Here is an 18034-nt window from a genome sequence, read left to right on the forward strand (position 1 = left end):
CTCCCCCTAAGACGCGAAATCGGTAATTATCAGTAAAAAGAACCTTAACAGTAATGTCTTGGGGTGACAAGTTAAGGAGCGGGCTTGCCTTTTGATAGGCAGCCTGGGCTGGCCCCGGCCTGCATGAATGTTGTGCTGGAGCAACTTTTCAGAGAGCGGCGCCTGCACACCCCGATCCCTCGGCCCTGGGCCCGATCACCAGAAAAAACACCTTCCGGCTGCATCGGGCAGATCCGGAAGGTGTGGTGTGGGTTGGCGGGGAATCAGCCGGCCATCAAGCGGCGAGCAGGATGCGCAGCATGCGGCGCAGGGGCTCGGCAGCGCCCCAGAGCAGCTGGTCGCCGATCACAAAGGCCGACAGGTACTCGGGGCCCATGTTCAGCTTGCGCACACGGCCGACAGCGACTTCCAGGCCGCCGGTCACGGCTGCGGGGGTCAGCTCCTTGACCGTCACGGCACGCTCGTTGGGCACCCATTTGACCCAGTCGTTGCCGCCCTTGATCAGCGCTTCGATCTCGGCGAGCGGCAGGTCCTTGTTCAGCTTCAGGGTCAGCGCCAGGCTGTGGCAACGCATCGCGCCAATGCGCACGCACAGGCCATCGACGGGGATCGGGGCGTCTGTGCCCAGGATCTTGTTGACCTCGGCCTGGCCCTTCCACTCTTCCTTGGACTGGCCGTTGTCGAGCTGGGCATCGATCCAGGGAATCAGGCCGCCGGCCAATGGTGCGCCGAAGAATTCGGTGGGCACATCGCTGCGGATGGTCTGCGCGACCTTGCGGTCGATGTCCAGAATGGCCGAAGCGGGCGTGGCCAGCTCATCGGCCACGGCGGCATGGACGACGCCCATGCCCTTGAGCAGTTCACGCATGTGGTTGGCACCGCCGCCGGACGCAGCCTGGTAGGTCATCGACGAGACCCATTCGACCAGACCGGCGTTGAACAGGCCCGACAGGCCCATCAGCAAGATGGAGTTGGTGCAGTTGCCGCCGATCCAGTTCTTGCCGCCTGCGGCCAGCTTGCGCTGGATCAGTGCGTCATTGACAGGGTCCAGCACGATGACGGCGTCGTCTTGCATGCGCAGCGACGAGGCGGCATCGATCCAGTGGCCGTTCCAGCCGGCAGCGCGGATCTTGGGGAAGACTTCCTTGGTGTAGTCGCCGCCTTGGCAGGTGATGATGATGTCGCACTTGGACAGCTCGGCGATGTCATTGGCATCCTTGAGCTGGGTGTGCACGGTGGCCATCGCCGGTGCCTTGCCGCCGGCGTTGGAGGTCGAGAAAAACACCGGCTCGATCAGCGCGAAGTCACCCTCGGCCTGCATGCGGTCCATCAACACCGAGCCGACCATGCCGCGCCAGCCCACCAAACCTACCAATTGCTTGCTCATAAAACGCCCTTGTCTACCTAAACGAAAGGAAATGCCACGGGGGCTGAGGGCCTGGCTCGTCGGCCAGTGGGAGGCGCACGACGAACCAGGCTGGATCAGCCGGTAATCTTCGTGGTGGTTGTGAATGTGTATGCGCGCGCAGCCATACCCGCCTCAATGGGGGTGATGGTGTTCAGCCAAGAAATAGGGCGGTGCGCAGACATGGGAAGCTATTCTAGCGCCAATTTTTAAAACCTGTGCAAGAAATTTTATAAATTTCGAGTGCTGGCGCATCGAAGCGCATGCATATATGACATTAAAAACTATTTTTCGACCATTTATGGTTTTTTAATTCGTCGAAATGACCAAAGTCGAAAGCGAGCCGTGCTTCTGTCGTCGTTTTGGTGCTGAATCGGGGCAGGGGTTTGCGCGGTGGATGCGGATCGTTCTTGCGCCGGCGCAAAAAAGCGACCCGCAGGTCGCTGTCAGAGATGCAAGCTGAAGACCGCTGCTTACAGCGCGGCCACCACGGCATCGCCCATCTGCTGGGTGCCGACCTTGGTCGTGCCTTCGCTGTAGATGTCGGGCGTGCGCAGGCCCTGGGCCAGCACCTTTTGCACAGCGGCCTCGATCTTCTGGGCAGCGGCTTCCTGGCCCAGGCTGAAGCGCAGCATCATCGCCGCCGACAGGATGGTGGCCAGCGGGTTGGCGACGCCCTTGCCGGCGATGTCCGGTGCCGAGCCGTGGCTGGGCTCATACAGGCCTTGCTTCTTGTCGTTCAGGCTGGCCGAGGGCAGCATGCCGATCGAGCCGGTCAGCATCGAGGCTTCGTCGCTCAGGATGTCACCAAACATATTGCCGGTGACGACGACGTCGAAACGCTTGGGTTCCTTGACCAGCTGCATCGCGGCGTTGTCGACATACATGTGGTCCAGCTGCACATCGGGGTACTGCTTGCCCACTTCGGTCATCACGTCCTTCCACAGCTGGAAGGTCTCCAGCACATTGGCCTTGTCGACGCTGGTCACGCGCTTGCTGCGCTTTTGCGCGGCCTGGAAGGCCACATGGCCGATGCGCTCGATTTCGGGGCGGGTGTAGCGCATCGTGTCGAACGCTTCTTCGGCGCCGGGGAAGTGGCCGTCCGGTGCGCTGCGGCGGCCGCGTGGCTGGCCGAAGTAGATGTCGCCCGTCAGCTCGCGGATGATCAGGATATCGAGACCGGACACCAGCTCAGGCTTGAGGCTGGAGGCGTGGGTCAGCTCCTTGTAGCAGATCGCGGGGCGGAAGTTGGCAAACAGGCCCAGCGCCTTGCGCAGGCCCAGAATCGCTTGCTCGGGGCGCAGTGCGCGCTCGAGCGTGTCGTACTTCCAGTCGCCCACGGCGCCAAACAGGATCGCGTCCGATGCCTGGGCCAGCTCCAGCGTGGCGGGTGGCAGCGGGTGGCCGGAGGCCTCATAGGCGGCGCCACCGACGGGTGCGCTTTGCAGGTGCAGGTCCAGCTTCAGGGCGTCGAGCACCTTGACGGCTTCTGCAACGATTTCTGGACCAATGCCGTCTCCGGGCAATACAGCGATTTTCATGGTTTTTTCTCAGTCAGGATGGCAGGGCCGCGCCCGGTGGGGCGCAGCGGGGATGGCGGTGAACCGCCTCTCGCGGCGCTCAGGCCTTGGCTTGCACCAGGCTGTGCGCCAGCCAGGGCTTGGTCGCCAGGCGGTTGGCTTCATAGGCCTGGATCTTGTCCTTGTGGCGCAGGGTCAGGCCAATGTCGTCAAAGCCGTTGAGCAGGCAGTACTTGCGGAAGGCGATCACATCGAAGGGGATGGTTTCGCCGCCGGGACGCAGGATGACCTGCTGGTCCAGGTCGATGGTCAGGCTGTAGCCGGGGTGCACTGCGACTTCGTTGAACAGCATGTCGATCGTGGCCTCGGGCAGCACGATGGGCAGCAGGCCGTTCTTGAAGCAGTTGTTGAAGAAGATGTCGGCAAAGCTGGGCGCCAGAATGGCGCGGAAGCCAAACTGGTCCAGCGCCCAGGGGGCGTGCTCACGGCTGGAGCCGCAGCCAAAGTTCTTGCGGGCGATCAGGATGCTGGCACCCTGGTAGCGCTGCTGGTTGAGCACGAAGTCCGGGTTGGGCTTGCGCGCCGACTCGGGCACGCCAGGCTGGCCGGGCTGGTCCAGATAGCGCCATTCGTCAAACGCATTGACGCCAAAGCCGGTCTTCTTGATCGACTTGAGAAACTGCTTGGGAATGATGGCGTCGGTGTCGACGTTCTCGCGGTCCATGGGTGCCACGAGGCCGGTGTGGATGGTGAATTTCTGCATGTTCTAGCCTTTGGGCTGTCCGCATTCATGGACTGAGCGCGGGCAGCGGTATGAGTGATGGTTTAGCGTGCTGCGCGAGAGATGGCGTTGCCCGCCCCCTGCACATCCTGGCCAATGCCGTGGACGGTGTTGCAGCCCGACAGCAGCGCGGCGAGCACGATGGTGATGAAGGCAAAACGGGTTTTCATCGCAGGGCTCCTGGGGTCATGCAAAACGGCGGATATCCACAAAGTGGCCGTGTACCGCAGCGGCTGCAGCCATCGCGGGGCTGACCAAGTGGGTGCGGCCACCGGCGCCCTGGCGGCCTTCAAAGTTGCGGTTGCTGGTCGATGCACAGCGCTCGCCGGGCTCCAGGCGGTCGGCGTTCATCGCCAGGCACATCGAGCAACCGGGCTCGCGCCACTCAAAACCGGCGGCGGTGAAGATCTGGTCCAGGCCTTCGGCCTCGGCCTGGGCCTTGACCAGGCCCGATCCGGGAACCACCATCGCGAGCTTCACATTCTTGGCCACTTTCTGGCCCAGCTTCTTGATGACGGCTGCGGCTTCGCGCATGTCCTCGATGCGGCTGTTGGTGCAGCTGCCGATGAACACCTTGTCGACGAAGATGTCGTTGATCGGCTTGCCTGGCTCCAGGTTCATGTAGGTCAGTGCCCGCTCGATGGCGCCGCGCTTGTTCGGGTCCTTTTCCTTGTCTGGATCGGGTACGGTCGCATCGACGCCCAGCACCATCTCGGGGCTGGTGCCCCAGGTGACCTGCGGAACGATGTCTTCGGCGCGCAAGGTGACCACGGTGTCGAACTTGGCATCGACATCGGAGTGCAAGGTCTTCCAGTAGCTGACGGCCTGGTCCCATTCCACGCCGGTGGGCGCCAGCGGGCGGCCCTTGACATAGTCGATGGTCTTGCTGTCCACGGCCACGAGGCCGGCGCGGGCACCAGCTTCAATCGCCATGTTGCAGACCGTCATGCGGCCTTCGATGGACAGGTCACGGATGGCCGAGCCGGCGAACTCGATCGTGTAGCCGGTGCCGCCTGCGGTGCCGATGCGGCCGATGATGGCCAGCACAATGTCCTTGGCGGTCACGCCGGGGGCCACCTTGCCATCGACCTTGATCAGCATGTTCTTGGCCTTTTTGGCCAGCAGGGTCTGGGTGGCCATCACGTGCTCGACCTCGGAGGTGCCGATGCCGTGGGCCAGCGCGCCGAAGGCGCCATGGGTGCTGGTGTGGCTGTCGCCGCAGACGACGGTCATGCCGGGCAGGGTGGCGCCTTGCTCAGGCCCCATCACGTGGACGATGCCCTGGCCCTTGTCCATGAACGGGAAGAAGGCGGCTGCGCCGAATTCGCCGATGTTGTCGTTCAAGGTGACGATCTGCTCCTTGCTGATCGGGTCCTCGATGCCGTCATAGCCGCGCTCCCAGCCGGTGGTGGGGGTGTTGTGGTCGGCGGTGGCGACCACCGAGCTGACACGCCAGAGCTTGCGGCCCGCCATGCGCAGCCCTTCGAACGCCTGGGGGCTGGTGACTTCGTGCACCAGATGGCGGTCGATATACAGCACGGCAGTGCCATCCTCTTCGGTGTGGATGGTGTGCTCGTCAAAAATCTTGTCGTAGAGGGTGCGTCCGGTCATCGTGGTTCTCTTTGGGTCAAGGGTCTCATCAAGGGGCTAATACGAAATATCAGAGATGGGCAAAGGTCTGCAGGTGTGCGGCCATGTCGGCGTCCTGCTGCTCGGCGGCCTGGGTCGCGTCGGCGGGCCGGGGGCTCAGGTGCTCGACCAGCAGGCGGGCAGTCACCGGCAGCGCCTCAAAATCGCGGGCCATCAGGCGCAGCTCGCGGTGCGCCCAGGCGTCGGCCAGGCGGATGCCGCGCAGGTTGCCCACGCCGTGCATCAATGCAAAGGCGCGGTCCGGCAGCAGGCCTATGCCCAGGCCGTTGTCGATCATGCGGCACATGGCATCCAGGCTGGTGACCTGGATGCGCTGGCGCAGTGGCCGGCGCAGCTGGGCCGATGCCGTGCGCATCGCCTGGCTGATGCTGCTGCCCGATTGCAGGCCGACGATGTCCCACTCCAGCGCTTCTTCAAAGCTGATCGTGTTGCGCTGGGCCAGCGCATGGTCCAGTGGTACGACCAGCATCAGGTGGTCGCTGCGGTAGGGGCGCGACTGCAGATCAAGCTCGGCGGTGTTGGCGACGGCATCGGGGTTGCAGATGCCCAGATCGGCCGTGCCTTCGTGCACGGCCTGGATCACCTGCGCGCTCAGGTGCTCCTGCAGGTCGATCTTGATTTGGCTGTGCGCGCGCGCAAAGCGGCCCAGGTCCTCTGGCAGAAACTGCACAATTGCGGAAATATTGGCATGGATGCGCACATGGCCGCGCACGCCATCGGCGTACTCACTCAGCTCGCCTTGCATGCGCTCCAGCCCGAACAGCACATTGCGGGCATGGTGCAGCAGGCTCTCTCCGGCCGGCGTCAAGGTGACGCCCCGGCTGTGGCGGTACAGCAGCTGGGTGTCGACGGCCGTTTCCAGGTCCGACAGCCGCTTGCTGACAGCCGACGCTGCAATGAACTCCCGCTCCGCCGCCCGGCCAATGCTGCCCAGCTCGCACACCGCCACAAACAGCTGGAGCGAGGTCAGGTCAATGCGGCGCGCAAAACTGCGCTCTGAGCTTTTCATGGCGGGGAGGTATCGTGTTTTTAGAAATCAGCAGCCATTTTATAGGCAAATAGCGCAACTGGTATCGCGAATGACGATGGCTGATGTGTCATTTGCATGAAAACGTAGCCAGGCCCCCCAACCACGATTTTTCGCCAGCGGGTGCGGAAGATGTTCGTTTTTGTAAAGCCTTGACCCCATTCGGCAGGCCTACAGCGATTGAGCAGACATCGCAAGCAGCGATGCTCTAGAAACGGAATGACCGATGTTTTCTCGCTCCCCTTCTTCTGGCCTGTTCAATGCGCGTTCTGGTGGCCTGGCGGCCATTGCCATCGCGGTGGCCGCGTTGCTGGCCGGCTGCTCGCCAGATGCCGGGCAGAGCGCGCCGCCCGCTGAAGTGCAGCTGGCGGCGCCGGCTGCACCTGCACCGGCAGCGCCGATGGCGGCGCGCTCCGCGGGCAAGATGGCCAGCATGGAGATGGCGCCCGCCGCCGATATGGCCATGGGGCAGGGCGGTGCGGCCGCGCCCAGCGCGCGCTTTTTGGCGATCAGCCACCGCATCCAGGTGGAGACGCCTGCTGCCGATCTGGCGGGGCTGTGGGAAGAGGTCAAGGCGCGCTGCGAGCGGCTGGACTGCTATGTCGAGGGCTCGCAACTGCGGCGCGAAACCCCGCAGTCGGCCGCCGAGGCCATGCTGGCGATGCGGGTCAGCCCCCAGGACTTTGCTGCGCTGACCTCGTCGCTGGGCGCCGGCGCCCGGGTGCTCAACCACCAGACCACGACCGAGGACAAGACCTATGAGGTGGTGGACGTGGAGGCGCAAATCAAGAACCGGACCGAATACCGCGACAGCCTGCGCGCGCTGATGCTGGAGAAGAATGTCAAACGCAGCCTGCAGGATCTGATGGCCATCCGCGATACGCTCTCGCAGGTGCAGGCCGAGATCGATGCGGCCAACACCCACCGTGCGCTGCTGCAGCGCGATACTGCCAAGCAGTTTGTGCAGATGCGGTTCCAGCCCGCACGCGCCATCGCCAGTGGCACCTACAGCCCCTGGCAGCAAACCTGGCAACGCAGCTGGGATGGCCTGACGCGCAGCGTGCAGTCACTGATTCTGACTGCCGCGCAAGCGCTGCCCTGGTTGCTGGCGCTGGCCCTGGTGGTGCTGCTGCCGCTGCGCTTCGCCATCCGGCGCTGGATGCGCCGCAGCGCTGCCCGGGCGCAGGCTGCAAACCAGGACTGAGGCGCGCAACGGCCATGAAAAAAGCACCAGCGAGGCTGGTGCTTGCACAAGAGACGCCGCATCGGAGAGACGCGGCGTTTTGCTTGATCAGGTGAACAGGTTCTTCAGGCGGTCGGCCCAGGACTGGTTATTGGGCGTGTGCTTGGCGCCGCCCTTTTTCAGCGACTCATCGAGCTCCTTGAGCAGCTTGCGCTGGTGCTCGGTGAGCTTGACGGGCGTCTCGACGACGATGTGCACATACAAGTCACCGGGGTAGCTGGCGCGCACGCCCTTGATGCCCTTGCCGCGCAGGCGGAACTGCTTGCCGGTCTGGGTGCCCTCGGGGATGTCGATCGCAGCCTTGCCGCTCAAGGTGGGCACTTCAATCTCGCCGCCCAAGGCGGCAGTGACCATGCTGACGGGCACCTCGCAGTGCAGGTCATCACCATCGCGCTCGAACACCTCGTGCTTGCGCACGCGGATCTCGATGTACAGGTCGCCGGGCGGGCCGCCATTCTGGCCGGGTTCGCCGTCGCCGGTCGAGCGGATGCGCATGCCGTCGTCGATACCGGCGGGGATGCTCACTTCCAAGGTCTTTTGCGACTTGGTGCGGCCCTGGCCGTGGCAGCTGGTGCAAGGCTCAGGAATGATCTTGCCGGTGCCTCGGCAGTGCGGGCAGGTTTGCTGCACCGCGAAAAAGCCCTGGCGCATCTGGACCTGGCCGCTGCCGTGGCAGGTGCTGCAGGTCTTGACCTGGGTGCCGGGCTTGGCGCCGCTGCCGTGGCAGGTGTCGCACTCGTCCCAGGAGGGAATCTTGATTTGCGCGTTCTTGCCTGCAGCCGCCTCTTCAAGGCTGATGTCCATCGCGTAGGACAGGTCGTTACCCCGGTAGACCTGGGGGCCACCACCACCACGGCGCCCGCCGCCGAACATTTCGCCAAAGATGTCGCCAAACGATTCGGCAAAACCACCAAAGCCCTCGCCGCCCATGCCCGAACGCATATTGGGGTCGACACCGGCGTGCCCGTACTGGTCGTAGGCACTGCGCTTCTGGCTGTCGGAGAGCATTTCGTAGGCTTCTTTGCACTCCTTGAACTTCTCTTCCGCTTCCTTGGCCTTGTCGCCCTGGTTGCGGTCGGGGTGGTATTTCATGGCCATCTTGCGGTAGGCCGTCTTGATGTCGACTTCCGTGGCGGATTTGCTCACGCCGAGGACTTCGTAGTAATCGCGTTTGGACATGGTGTTCTTCAATTCTGTGGGTAATTAACCAGCGGCGTTCAGGTACGCCCGGGCATGTGTGCCCACAAAGCTGCGGCCGGGATTGTCGCCGTCAATCCATTGCTGCGGTGGAAATAGCTCAAACAACCCCACCTTGAACAGCGTGGGGATCGCCATCTTCAGCTCTGCTTCGACGGCACCGCGCTCGCCGGCATTGTAGAGAGCGATGTTGTAGAGCATCGTGGCCACGGTGCCGGTCTGCACCCGGCTGCCGTCCTTGAGCGTGACGGCGGGCAGGTCTGCCGCGCCATCGGTGATCTTCTGGTTGACACGGCTGAGCTCTGCAACATGCAGTGCGTCGGTCGCAGGTGCTGTGGTAGATGTCATCGTGTGCCTTTGGATGCTTGCATGAATGAGAGACGGGGTCTGCGTTGACCCGGCCGCGGTTGCGGGCGGCCGGGGAAAGAGCGATGCTGCAGAAAAGCCATGCCGGAGTGCGGCGATGCGAACTCCGGCATGGGTGCTTGGCAGCGGCTGGCTCCAGGCTCGTCGGAAGGCGTTTAGTCCTTCTTCACTTCCTTGACTTCGGCATCGACGACGTTGTCATCGGCTGCCGCAGCACCGGCTGCGCCACCCGCTGCTGCACCGGCGGCGCCCGCCTGTGCGGCCTGGGCGTCGGCATACACCTTCTCGCCCAGCTTCTGGCTGGCGGTCATCAAGGCCGTGGTCTTGGCTTCGATGGCGTCCTTGTCCTCGGTCTTCAGCGCTTCTTCCAGCGCCTGCACTGCGGTGTCGATGGCCGACTTCTCAGCGGCATCGAGCTTGTCGCCATGCTCGCCCAGGCTCTTCTTGACGCTGTGCACGGCAGCTTCGCCCTGGTTGCGCGCCTGCACCAGCTCCAGCTTCTTCTTGTCGTCGGCCGCGTTCAGCTCGGCGTCCTTGACCATCTTCTGGATCTCGTCCTCGGACAGACCGGAGCTGGCCTTGATGGTGATCTTGTTTTCCTTGCCGGTGCCCTTGTCCTTGGCAGAAACGTTCAAGATACCGTTGGCATCGATGTCGAAGGTCACCTCGATCTGTGGCGTGCCACGGGGTGCAGCAGGGATGCCTTCGAGGTTGAACTCACCCAGCAGCTTGTTGGCGCTGGCGATTTCACGCTCACCCTGGAACACCTTGATGGTCACCGCAGGCTGGTTGTCCTCGGCGGTCGAGTAGGTCTGCGCGAACTTGGTCGGGATCGTCGTGTTCTTCGTGATCATCTTGGTCATCACGCCGCCCAGGGTTTCGATACCCAGGGACAGTGGCGTCACGTCCAGCAGCAGCACGTCGGAGCGGTCACCGCCCAGCACCTGGCCCTGCACGGCAGCGCCCACGGCCACGGCTTCGTCAGGGTTCACGTCCTTACGGGGATCCTTGCCGAAGAATTCCTTGACCTTCTCCTGCACCTTGGGCATACGGCTCATGCCGCCCACCAGGATCACGTCGTCGATATCGGAGACAGCGATACCAGCGTCCTTGATCGCGGTGCGGCAAGGGGCGATGGTGCGCTCGATCAGCTCGTCCACCAGGCTTTCGAGCTTGGCACGGGTGAGCTTGATGTTCAGGTGCTTGGGACCTGACGCGTCAGCGGTGATGTAGGGCAGATTGATGTCGGTCGCCGCCGAGCTGGACAGCTCGATCTTGGCCTTTTCAGCCGCTTCCTTCAGGCGCTGCAGGGCCAGCACGTCCTTGGACAGGTCCACGCCTTGCTCTTTCTTGAACTCGGCAATGATGTATTCGATCACGCGTTGGTCGAAGTCTTCGCCGCCCAGGAAGGTGTCGCCATTGGTCGACAGCACTTCGAACTGCTTTTCGCCGTCCACATCGGCAATTTCGATGATGGACACGTCAAAGGTACCGCCGCCCAGGTCATACACGGCGATCTTGCGGTCACCCTTGCCGCCCTTGTCCAGGCCGAAGGCCAGGGCTGCAGCGGTAGGCTCGTTGATGATGCGCTTGACTTCCAGCCCGGCGATGCGGCCAGCGTCCTTGGTGGCCTGGCGCTGTGCGTCGTTGAAGTACGCAGGCACGGTGATCACGGCTTCGGTGACGGGCTCGCCCAGGAAGTCCTCGGCCGTCTTCTTCATCTTGCGCAGCACTTCTGCGGAGATCTGTGGCGGGGCCAGCTTCTGGTCGCGCACTTGCACCCAGGCGTCGCCGTTGTCGGCCTTGACGATCTGGAACGGCATCAGGTCGATGTCCTTTTGCACTTCCTTCTCGTCGAACTTGCGGCCGATCAGACGCTTGGCAGCGTAAATCGTGTTCTTGGGGTTGGTGACGGCCTGGCGCTTGGCAGAAGCGCCCACCAGGATTTCACCGTCTTCCTGGTATGCAACGATCGACGGCGTGGTGCGTGCACCTTCGCTGTTTTCGATCACACGGGTGGTGTTGCCTTCCATCACGGCCACGCAGCTGTTGGTCGTGCCCAAATCAATACCGATAATCTTTCCCATTTCTCTACTCCTGTATTCTTGAGGCGGCGTTGCGCCCTAATTGACTGTTATTTGTGGCTTTTTTGGTGTTGTTCAAGTGCGCAACGCAAAAAAGCCGGGAGGTGCGTTTTATTGTGGTGCGGCAACGGTCACCAGGGCCGGACGCAGCACGCGCTCGGCAATGGCATACCCCTTTTGCAGCACCGCCACCACGGTGTTGGGATCCTGGGCCGCGGGGACGGCAGAGATCGCCTGGTGGTGGTGGGGATCGAACTTGTCGCCGGCCGCCGGGTTGATGGCAACCACCTTGTTGCGTTCCAGCGCGGAGACGAGCTGGCGCAAGGTGGCATCCGAGCCTTCGCGCAGTTGCTCGGGGCTGGCATTCTGGATCGCCAATGCGGCGTCCAGGCTGTCGATCACCGGCAACAGGCTTTCGGCAAAGCTTTCAACGCCGAACTTGCGGGCCTTGGCCACTTCATCATCGGCGCGGCGGCGGGCGTTCTCGACTTCGGCCTTGGCGCGCAGGTACTGGTCGGCCAGTTCGGCATTCTTGGCCTTCAACTCCGCCAGCTCTGCTTCCAGTTGCGACTGGTTGGCAGCGGCAGCGGCTTCCAGCTCTTCGGCGGACATGGGATTTTGGCCTTCGGGGTGGAGCTTGTCTGACATGGTGCTGTTCGTATTTCGTTAACAAAAAGGACTCTTGTGGCCGCACCTGGGGGCATTTCCTTGCTTTTCAAGGGGCTTATTTGCGGTTCGGGCCGGAGCCCTCGCTCCCGGGTGCCTTGGAGACTGCCGGGGCCCGTGTTTATAAACCATGTTTGACGGTTTTTGAATTGGTTTGTATAATCCCTGGTTTCCCTTGCCACACCGTGCTGCGTTCTTTGCGAAAAGGCGCACTAGCGGGTGGCGCAATCCACAAGGAGTTTGCATGCGTCACTATGAGATCGTGCTGCTGATCCACCCCGATCAGAGCGAACAAGTTCCAGCTATGCTGGAGCGTTACAAAGGCATGATTACCGCCGGCGGCGGTAAGATCCACCGCGTTGAAGACTGGGGCCGCCGTCAACTGGCCTACATGATCAACAAGCTGGCCAAGGCCCACTATCTGTGCCTGAATATCGAAGCCGACCAGGCTGTGATGGCTGAACTGGAACACGCGTTCAAGTTCAACGACGCTGTGCTGCGCCAACTGACTGTGCAGAAGAAGAAGGCTGAAACCGCTCCTTCCGCCATGATGAAGACCGTGGAACGCGAAGAAGCGCGCAAGGCCAACCAGGCTGAGCACGCCGCTGCAGAGCGTTAATCACACAGGAGGTGGAGAACCGCGTACTTGTCACCGCCGTCATCGCTGAAATCAAGATTTTGCGATACACGCCGGCCGGGCTACCTGCTGTAGATGTCGTGCTGGAGCACCGCTCCACCCAGACCGAAGCAGCCCAACCCCGACAAGTCAATGCCGTGCTCAAGGCGGTTGCCTTTGGTGCACTGGCAGAGCGAATCGCTCGGCAGGCTGTAGGGAGCACCTGGACATTCCAGGGTTTTCTGGCCACACCGCGCAACAGCAAATCGCTGGTTCTGCACATCCAGGATATTCAACAAGATACTTATTGAGAGGTCCGAAAATGGCCACGTTCAAGAAATTCAACAAAGACAAGCGCCCAAAGCGCAACACCCAGTCGCTGCTGTTCAAGCGCAAGCGTTTCTGCCGCTTCACCGTGGCTGGCGTCGAAGAAATCGACTACAAGGATGTCGACACCCTGCGTGACTTCGTTGCTGAAAACGGCAAGATCATCCCAGCACGTCTGACCGGCACCCGTGCCATCTACCAACGTCAGTTGAACACTGCCATCAAGCGCGCTCGCTTCCTGGCCATGGTTCCTTACTCTGACCAACACAAGATCTAAGGAGCACGAACATGCAAATCATTCTGCTCGACAAGGTCGTGAACCTGGGCAACCTGGGTGAAATCGTCAAGGTCAAGGACGGCTACGCACGTAATTTCCTGATCCCTTCGGGCCGCGCACGCCGCGCTACCGAAGCTGCCAAGGCTGAGTTCGAAGCCAAGCGCGCTGAGCTGGAAAAGGCTGCTGCTGAGAAGCTGGCTGCTGCACAAGCCCAAGGCGAGAAGCTGGCCGGCCAGACCGTGAAGCTGACCCAAAAGGCAGGTGTCGATGGCCGTCTGTTCGGCTCCGTCACCAACCACGACATCGCTGATGAACTGGGCAAGATGGGCTTCCAAGTGGTCAAGTCGCAAGTGCGTCTGCCTAACGGTCCTATCAAGACCGTGAGCGAGACCGCTGTGGAAGTGGCTCTGCACACCGACGTGGTGGTGGAAGTGACCGTGTCCGTCTACGGCGAACACGTGTAATTTCTCACGCTTTGCGTTGGAAGCCGCCTTCGGGCGGCTTTTTCGTTCCCGGCCGCAGCGTCTCGCCGGGATGCGGGTTTTGCGCACCGCTGCCAGCCTTGCGCGGCATCTGCGCTATTCTTGTGGATTGCTGGCTGCCAAGCTGGCGTTTGCTCATTTGGATTCCCCATGTCAGAGACCTTTCCTCCCCTGGATGACGCTGCCTTCATCACCCCCGACAAGCAGGTGGCACAGCTGCGCATACCGCCGCATTCGATCGAATCGGAGTCCAGCGTGCTCGGTGGCCTGCTGCTGGACAACAATGCCTGGGACCGCGTCGGCGATGTGCTGGCCGAGGACAACTTCTACCGCCATGAGCACAAGCTGATCTTTGCGGCGATGGCCAGCATGATCAATGCCGGCAAGCCCGCCGATGTGATCACGGTCTATGAGCACCTGCAAAGCATCGGCAAGGCCGAGGAAGTGGGCGGGCTGGCCTACCTGAACCAGCTGGCCCAGTATGTGCCCAGCGCCACCAATATCCGCCGCTATGGCGAGATCGTGCGCGAGCGCTCGATTCTGCGCAAGCTCGTCACCGCCAGCGACGAGATCGCCACCAATGCCTTCAACCAGCAGGGCAAGACGGTGGACCGCATTCTGGACGAAGCCGAGCAGAAGATCTTTGCCATCGGCGAAGAAGGCTCGCGCATGAAGCAGGGCTTCCAGTCGCTGGACAACCTGGTCGTGGACTTGCTCGACCGGGTGCAGGAGATGGCGGACAACCCGGTCGACGTGACGGGTGTGCCCACCGGCTTTGCCGACCTGGACCGCATGACCAGTGGCCTGCAGGCTGGTGACCTGGTGGTGCTGGCGGCGCGCCCTTCGATGGGCAAGACCTCGTTTGCGGTGAACATTGCCGAGCATGTGGCGCTCAACGAAGGCCTGCCAGTGGCCATCTTCTCGATGGAAATGGGCGCCGCCCAACTGGCGGTGCGTATCGTGGGCTCGATCGGCCGGGTGAACCAGGGCAATCTGCGTACCGGCAAGCTGACCGATGAAGAGTGGCCGCGGCTGTCCGAGGCCATCGAGCGGCTGCGCACCGTCTCGCTGCACATCGATGAGACCCCGGGCCTGACGCCGTCGGAGCTGCGTGCCAACTCGCGCCGCCTGGCCCGCCAGTGCGGCAAGCTCGGCCTGATCGTCGTCGACTACCTGCAGCTGATGAGTGGCTCGGGCTCCGCGGCCAGCTCGGACAACCGGGCGACCGAGCTGGGTGAGATCTCGCGGGGTTTGAAGATGCTGGCCAAGGAGCTGCAATGCCCGGTGATTGCGCTGTCGCAGCTCAACCGCTCGGTGGAGCAGCGCACCGACAAGCGCCCGATGATGTCCGACTTGCGGGAATCGGGCGCCATCGAACAGGACGCGGACATCATCATGTTCATCTACCGCGACGACTACTACAACAAAGAGAGCAACGAGCCCAATGTGGCCGAGGTCATCATCGGCAAGCAGCGTAACGGCCCGACCGGCACGGTCAAGCTGTTCTTCCAGAAGAACCAGACCCGCTTTGAAAACCTGGCGGTGGGCGGCGACGACTATTGATGCCGGGCAGGGCCGGGCAGGCTGGCGCAGCGCTCAGTCCTGCTGCCCCTGGCTTTGCTGGATCACCCACTGCTCAAAGGCCTGCAGCGCCGGCGAAGGCTCGCGGTAGGTCGGGTAGCTGAACCAGTAGCTCTGCGTGCCCGGCAAGGTCTGGGTATGGGCGGGAATCACCTGGCCGGCGTCCAGCGCGGTTTGCACCAGCACCTCAGGCACCAGGCCCACGCCCAGGCCGGCGGCAGCGGCCATGATGACCATCGAGAACAGCTCATAGCGCGGACCGCGCGAGGCCTGTACCGAGTAATCCCAGCCCAGGCCGCTGTACCAGTCGCGCCAGGCGGCGGGGCGGCTTTCCAGGCCGATGTGCACCAGCTGCTGCCAGTCCTCCTGCGTGGCCAGCGCATGCTGCGCCGCAAAGGCGGGGCTGCAGATGGGGATGCAGGCACCATCGCGGGCAATGCGCTGGCCCTGGGTCTTGGACCAGAGGCCGTCGCCCGAGTAGATGGCGCCGTCAAAGCCGCTTTCCTCGAACGCAAACGGCTCGGAGCGCACCGACAGGTGGACGTGGATGTCCGGGTGCTGCTGCGCAAAGGCCGGCAGGCGCGGCACCAGCCACTGCGTGGCAAAGCTGGAGACGACGGCCAGGTGGATCGCATAGCCCTGCGCGCGGCTGTTGGCGATCTCTTGCGTATCGCGCTCCAGGCCATTGAGGTGCACGCGCACGCGCTGCGCATATCGTTTACCCGCATCCGTCAGCATGACGCGGCGTTTGTGGCGCACAAAAAGCGGCACGCCCAGCCGGTCCTCCAGCGCCGCCACATGGCGGCTGACGGCACTGGCGGTCAACGCTAACTCATTGGCAGCGCGGGAGAAATTGCCGTGCCGGGCCGAGGCTTCAAAAGCCATCAACAGGCCGATATTGGGAATCGCGTTGCGCATGGATGGAGACTTTGTTCAAAAAACGCACTATGTCTCACCATTTTCTCATTTTGTTGTTCCTGATAGTTCACATAGTATTTTTAAGTTCGGCACTTCAGCCCGCGCGCCGTGCTTGCTGACTGCCGCATGCCCCGATGTGCAGCCCTGTCACCGGCGGGGTGTACCAAGGGCTGTGCCTGCGTTTGTGCCTGCCGCGCCTTAAGCTGCAGGGCAGCGCCCCCCATCATGGTCCGGGCCCGCCGAGTGGACCGGACAGTTTCTGTTGTGATAGTGAATAGGAAAGACGAGCGATGACGCAATCCACCCAACGTTTGAACGATATCCTGAAGGCGCTTGCGCTCGACTTGAAGCCATTGGCAGGCCAGGACATCACCAGCCGCTCGCCTGCCGATGGCGCCACCCTGGCCGTGTTGAAGGCCCACAGCGCGCAGCAGGCGCAGGACGCCATCGCCGCAGCCCACCAGGCCTACCTGCAGTGGCGCACCGTGCCCGCACCGGTGCGTGGTGAGCTGGTGCGCCGCTTTGGCCAGACGCTGCGCCAGCACAAGGCCGCGCTGGGCGCGCTGGTGTCGATCGAGGCGGGCAAGATCACCTCCGAAGGCCTGGGCGAAGTCCAGGAAATGATCGATATCTGCGACTTTGCCGTTGGCCTGTCGCGCCAGCTCCATGGCCTGACGATTGCCAGCGAGCGCCCCGGCCACCGCATGATGGAAACCTGGCACCCGATGGGCGTCGTGGGCATCATCTCGGCCTTCAACTTCCCGGTGGCCGTCTGGTGCTGGAACAGCGCGCTGGCGCTGGTCTGCGGCGACGCGGTGGTCTGGAAGCCTTCCGAGAAGACCCCGCTGACCGCCGTCGCCTGCCAGCACCTGCTGGAGCAGACCATTGCCGCCTTCAACCAGGAGCAGCCCGGCGCCGTGCCGGCCGGCCTGGCCCAGCTGCTGATTGGTGCCCGTGAAGTGGGCGAGGTGCTGGTGGACAGCCCCCTGGTGCCCGTGGTCAGCGCCACCGGTTCGACCCGCATGGGCCGCCAGGTCGGCGTCAAGGTCGCCGAGCGCTTTGGCCGTTCCATCCTGGAGCTGGGTGGCAACAACGCGATGATCGTCACACCGTCGGCCGACCTGGAACTGGCCGCCCGCGCCATCACCTTTGCGGCGGTGGGTACCGCTGGCCAGCGTTGCACCACATTGCGCCGCCTGATCGTGCACAAATCGGTGGCCGACCAGCTGGTGGCCCGCCTGGAAAAGATCTATGGCAGCGTCACCGTCGGTGACCCGCTGACCGACGGCACCCTGGTGGGTCCGCTGATCGACAAGGCCTCGTTCGACGGCATGCAGGCCGCACTGGCCCAGGCCAAGGAAGAGGGCGGCACCGTCATCGGCGGCCAGCGCGAGCGCGAAGACCTGGGCCAGGACGCCTACTACGTGCGTCCCGCGCTGGTGAAGATGCCTGCGCAGACCAAGGTGATGGAGCACGAAACCTTCGCCCCGATCCTGTACATCGTCACCTACGAAGGCAGCGCCGACGATGCGATCGCCGTGCAGAACGCCGTGCCCCAGGGCCTGTCGTCGGCCATCTTCACCAGCGACCTGCGCGACGCCGAGCGCTTCATGTCGCCGGCCGGCAGTGACTGCGGCATTGCCAACGTCAATATCGGCACCTCGGGTGCGGAAATCGGTGGCGCCTTCGGCGGCGAGAAGGAAACCGGCGGTGGCCGCGAATCCGGCTCGGACGCCTGGAAGGGCTATATGCGTCGTGCCACCAACACCATCAACTACAGTGGCGCGCTGCCACTGGCGCAAGGCGTACGCTTTGACGTTTGATGGGCGGGCAGCTGCCGTCCGGCACAGCGGGCATGCAGCCCGCTGCCCGGGCTGGCAGCGCTCCCAACCGG

General features: G+C 63.1%; 18 protein-coding genes and 1 pseudogene. 7 read left to right on the plus strand and 12 right to left on the minus strand.

Annotation, left to right across the window (positions count from 1 at the left end; translation table 11 throughout):
* Nucleotides 1–274: 274 nt before the first annotated feature.
* The 6 genes from asd to AB7A72_RS18735 form a co-directional block, all read right to left on the minus strand.
* Nucleotides 275–1387, minus strand: coding sequence for an aspartate-semialdehyde dehydrogenase (gene asd, locus AB7A72_RS18710; protein WP_369460804.1), 1113 nt, complete (start codon nt 1385–1387; stop codon nt 275–277).
* A 491-nt stretch (nt 1388–1878) separates the two neighbouring features.
* A complete protein-coding gene (gene leuB, locus AB7A72_RS18715; RefSeq protein WP_312413107.1) occupies nt 1879–2946 on the minus strand; it encodes a 3-isopropylmalate dehydrogenase in 1068 nt (355 codons plus the stop codon).
* Between the two features lie 79 nt (nt 2947–3025).
* Nucleotides 3026–3688: a 3-isopropylmalate dehydratase small subunit gene (gene leuD, locus AB7A72_RS18720; RefSeq protein ID WP_116924768.1), complete on the minus strand. Its 663-nt coding sequence runs from the start codon at nt 3686–3688 to the stop codon at nt 3026–3028.
* 62 nt (nt 3689–3750) lie between these two features.
* Nucleotides 3751–3876 carry an entericidin A/B family lipoprotein gene (locus AB7A72_RS18725; protein ID WP_239809178.1) on the minus strand — a complete coding sequence of 42 codons (126 nt, stop codon included), beginning with the start codon at nt 3874–3876 and terminating at the stop codon, nt 3751–3753.
* Between the two features lie 16 nt (nt 3877–3892).
* A complete protein-coding gene (gene leuC / locus AB7A72_RS18730; RefSeq protein ID WP_239809177.1) occupies nt 3893–5317 on the minus strand; it encodes a 3-isopropylmalate dehydratase large subunit in 1425 nt (474 codons plus the stop codon).
* Between the two features lie 49 nt (nt 5318–5366).
* Entirely contained in the window at nt 5367–6365 is a 999-nt protein-coding gene (locus AB7A72_RS18735) for a LysR family transcriptional regulator (RefSeq protein ID WP_312527701.1), read from the minus strand.
* A 244-nt stretch (nt 6366–6609) separates the two neighbouring features.
* Here AB7A72_RS18735 and AB7A72_RS18740 point away from each other — a divergent pair, with 244 nt between their 5' ends.
* Nucleotides 6610–7587 (plus strand): DUF4349 domain-containing protein, encoded by a 978-nt coding sequence (locus AB7A72_RS18740; protein ID WP_369460805.1) that lies wholly within the window; start codon nt 6610–6612, stop codon nt 7585–7587.
* Nucleotides 7588–7674: 87 nt separating this feature from the next.
* Here the strand turns inward: AB7A72_RS18740 and dnaJ are convergent, their stop codons facing one another.
* The 4 genes and pseudogenes from dnaJ to grpE all read right to left on the minus strand — a co-directional run bounded on the left by dnaJ (nt 7675) and on the right by grpE (nt 11921).
* On the minus strand, nt 7675–8805 hold the full coding sequence (gene dnaJ / locus AB7A72_RS18745) for a molecular chaperone DnaJ (protein WP_239809174.1): 1131 nt from the start codon (nt 8803–8805) through the stop codon (nt 7675–7677).
* Nucleotides 8806–8829: 24 nt separating this feature from the next.
* Nucleotides 8830–9171 (minus strand): DUF7709 family protein, encoded by a 342-nt coding sequence (locus tag AB7A72_RS18750; protein WP_239809173.1) that lies wholly within the window; start codon nt 9169–9171, stop codon nt 8830–8832.
* 173 nt (nt 9172–9344) lie between these two features.
* Nucleotides 9345–11282 (minus strand): annotated as a pseudogene (gene dnaK, locus AB7A72_RS18755) (molecular chaperone DnaK); the annotation flags it as partial.
* A 102-nt stretch (nt 11283–11384) separates the two neighbouring features.
* Nucleotides 11385–11921 carry a nucleotide exchange factor GrpE gene (gene grpE / locus AB7A72_RS18760; protein WP_239809171.1) on the minus strand — a complete coding sequence of 179 codons (537 nt, stop codon included), beginning with the start codon at nt 11919–11921 and terminating at the stop codon, nt 11385–11387.
* A 262-nt stretch (nt 11922–12183) separates the two neighbouring features.
* Between grpE and rpsF the strand changes: the two genes are divergently transcribed.
* From rpsF to rplI, 4 genes are read left to right on the plus strand one after another with little or no spacing between them, the layout of a single operon-like run.
* Nucleotides 12184–12558, plus strand: coding sequence for a 30S ribosomal protein S6 (rpsF, locus tag AB7A72_RS18765; protein WP_230775490.1), 375 nt, complete (start codon nt 12184–12186; stop codon nt 12556–12558).
* Between the two features lie 11 nt (nt 12559–12569).
* Nucleotides 12570–12866 carry a primosomal replication protein N gene (gene priB / locus AB7A72_RS18770; protein ID WP_230775098.1) on the plus strand — a complete coding sequence of 99 codons (297 nt, stop codon included), beginning with the start codon at nt 12570–12572 and terminating at the stop codon, nt 12864–12866.
* Between the two features lie 11 nt (nt 12867–12877).
* A complete protein-coding gene (rpsR, locus tag AB7A72_RS18775; RefSeq protein WP_021028346.1) occupies nt 12878–13159 on the plus strand; it encodes a 30S ribosomal protein S18 in 282 nt (93 codons plus the stop codon).
* Nucleotides 13160–13170: 11 nt separating this feature from the next.
* The gene (rplI, locus tag AB7A72_RS18780; RefSeq protein WP_239809169.1) at nt 13171–13623 is read left to right on the plus strand and encodes a 50S ribosomal protein L9; all 453 of its coding nucleotides are present in this window, start codon (nt 13171–13173) and stop codon (nt 13621–13623) included.
* Between the two features lie 4 nt (nt 13624–13627).
* On the opposite strand, the gene AB7A72_RS18785 is transcribed toward rplI, so the two are convergent.
* Entirely contained in the window at nt 13628–13780 is a 153-nt protein-coding gene (locus tag AB7A72_RS18785) for a hypothetical protein (protein WP_239809168.1), read from the minus strand.
* Between the two features lie 11 nt (nt 13781–13791).
* Here AB7A72_RS18785 and dnaB point away from each other — a divergent pair, with 11 nt between their 5' ends.
* Nucleotides 13792–15204 carry a replicative DNA helicase gene (dnaB, locus tag AB7A72_RS18790; RefSeq protein WP_133855424.1) on the plus strand — a complete coding sequence of 471 codons (1413 nt, stop codon included), beginning with the start codon at nt 13792–13794 and terminating at the stop codon, nt 15202–15204.
* A gap of 33 nt (nt 15205–15237) precedes the next feature.
* Here dnaB and AB7A72_RS18795 read toward each other — a convergent pair whose 3' ends face one another.
* Nucleotides 15238–16140 carry a LysR substrate-binding domain-containing protein gene (locus AB7A72_RS18795; RefSeq protein WP_230775087.1) on the minus strand — a complete coding sequence of 301 codons (903 nt, stop codon included), beginning with the start codon at nt 16138–16140 and terminating at the stop codon, nt 15238–15240.
* 290 nt (nt 16141–16430) lie between these two features.
* Between AB7A72_RS18795 and amaB the strand changes: the two genes are divergently transcribed.
* A complete protein-coding gene (gene amaB, locus AB7A72_RS18800) occupies nt 16431–17963 on the plus strand; it encodes an L-piperidine-6-carboxylate dehydrogenase (RefSeq protein ID WP_239809166.1) in 1533 nt (510 codons plus the stop codon).
* The last annotated feature ends 71 nt before the right edge of the window (nt 17964–18034 follow it).

It is taken from the genome of Comamonas sediminis (genome assembly GCF_041107495.1).
Lineage (GTDB): Bacteria > Pseudomonadota > Gammaproteobacteria > Burkholderiales > Burkholderiaceae_C > Comamonas > Comamonas sediminis.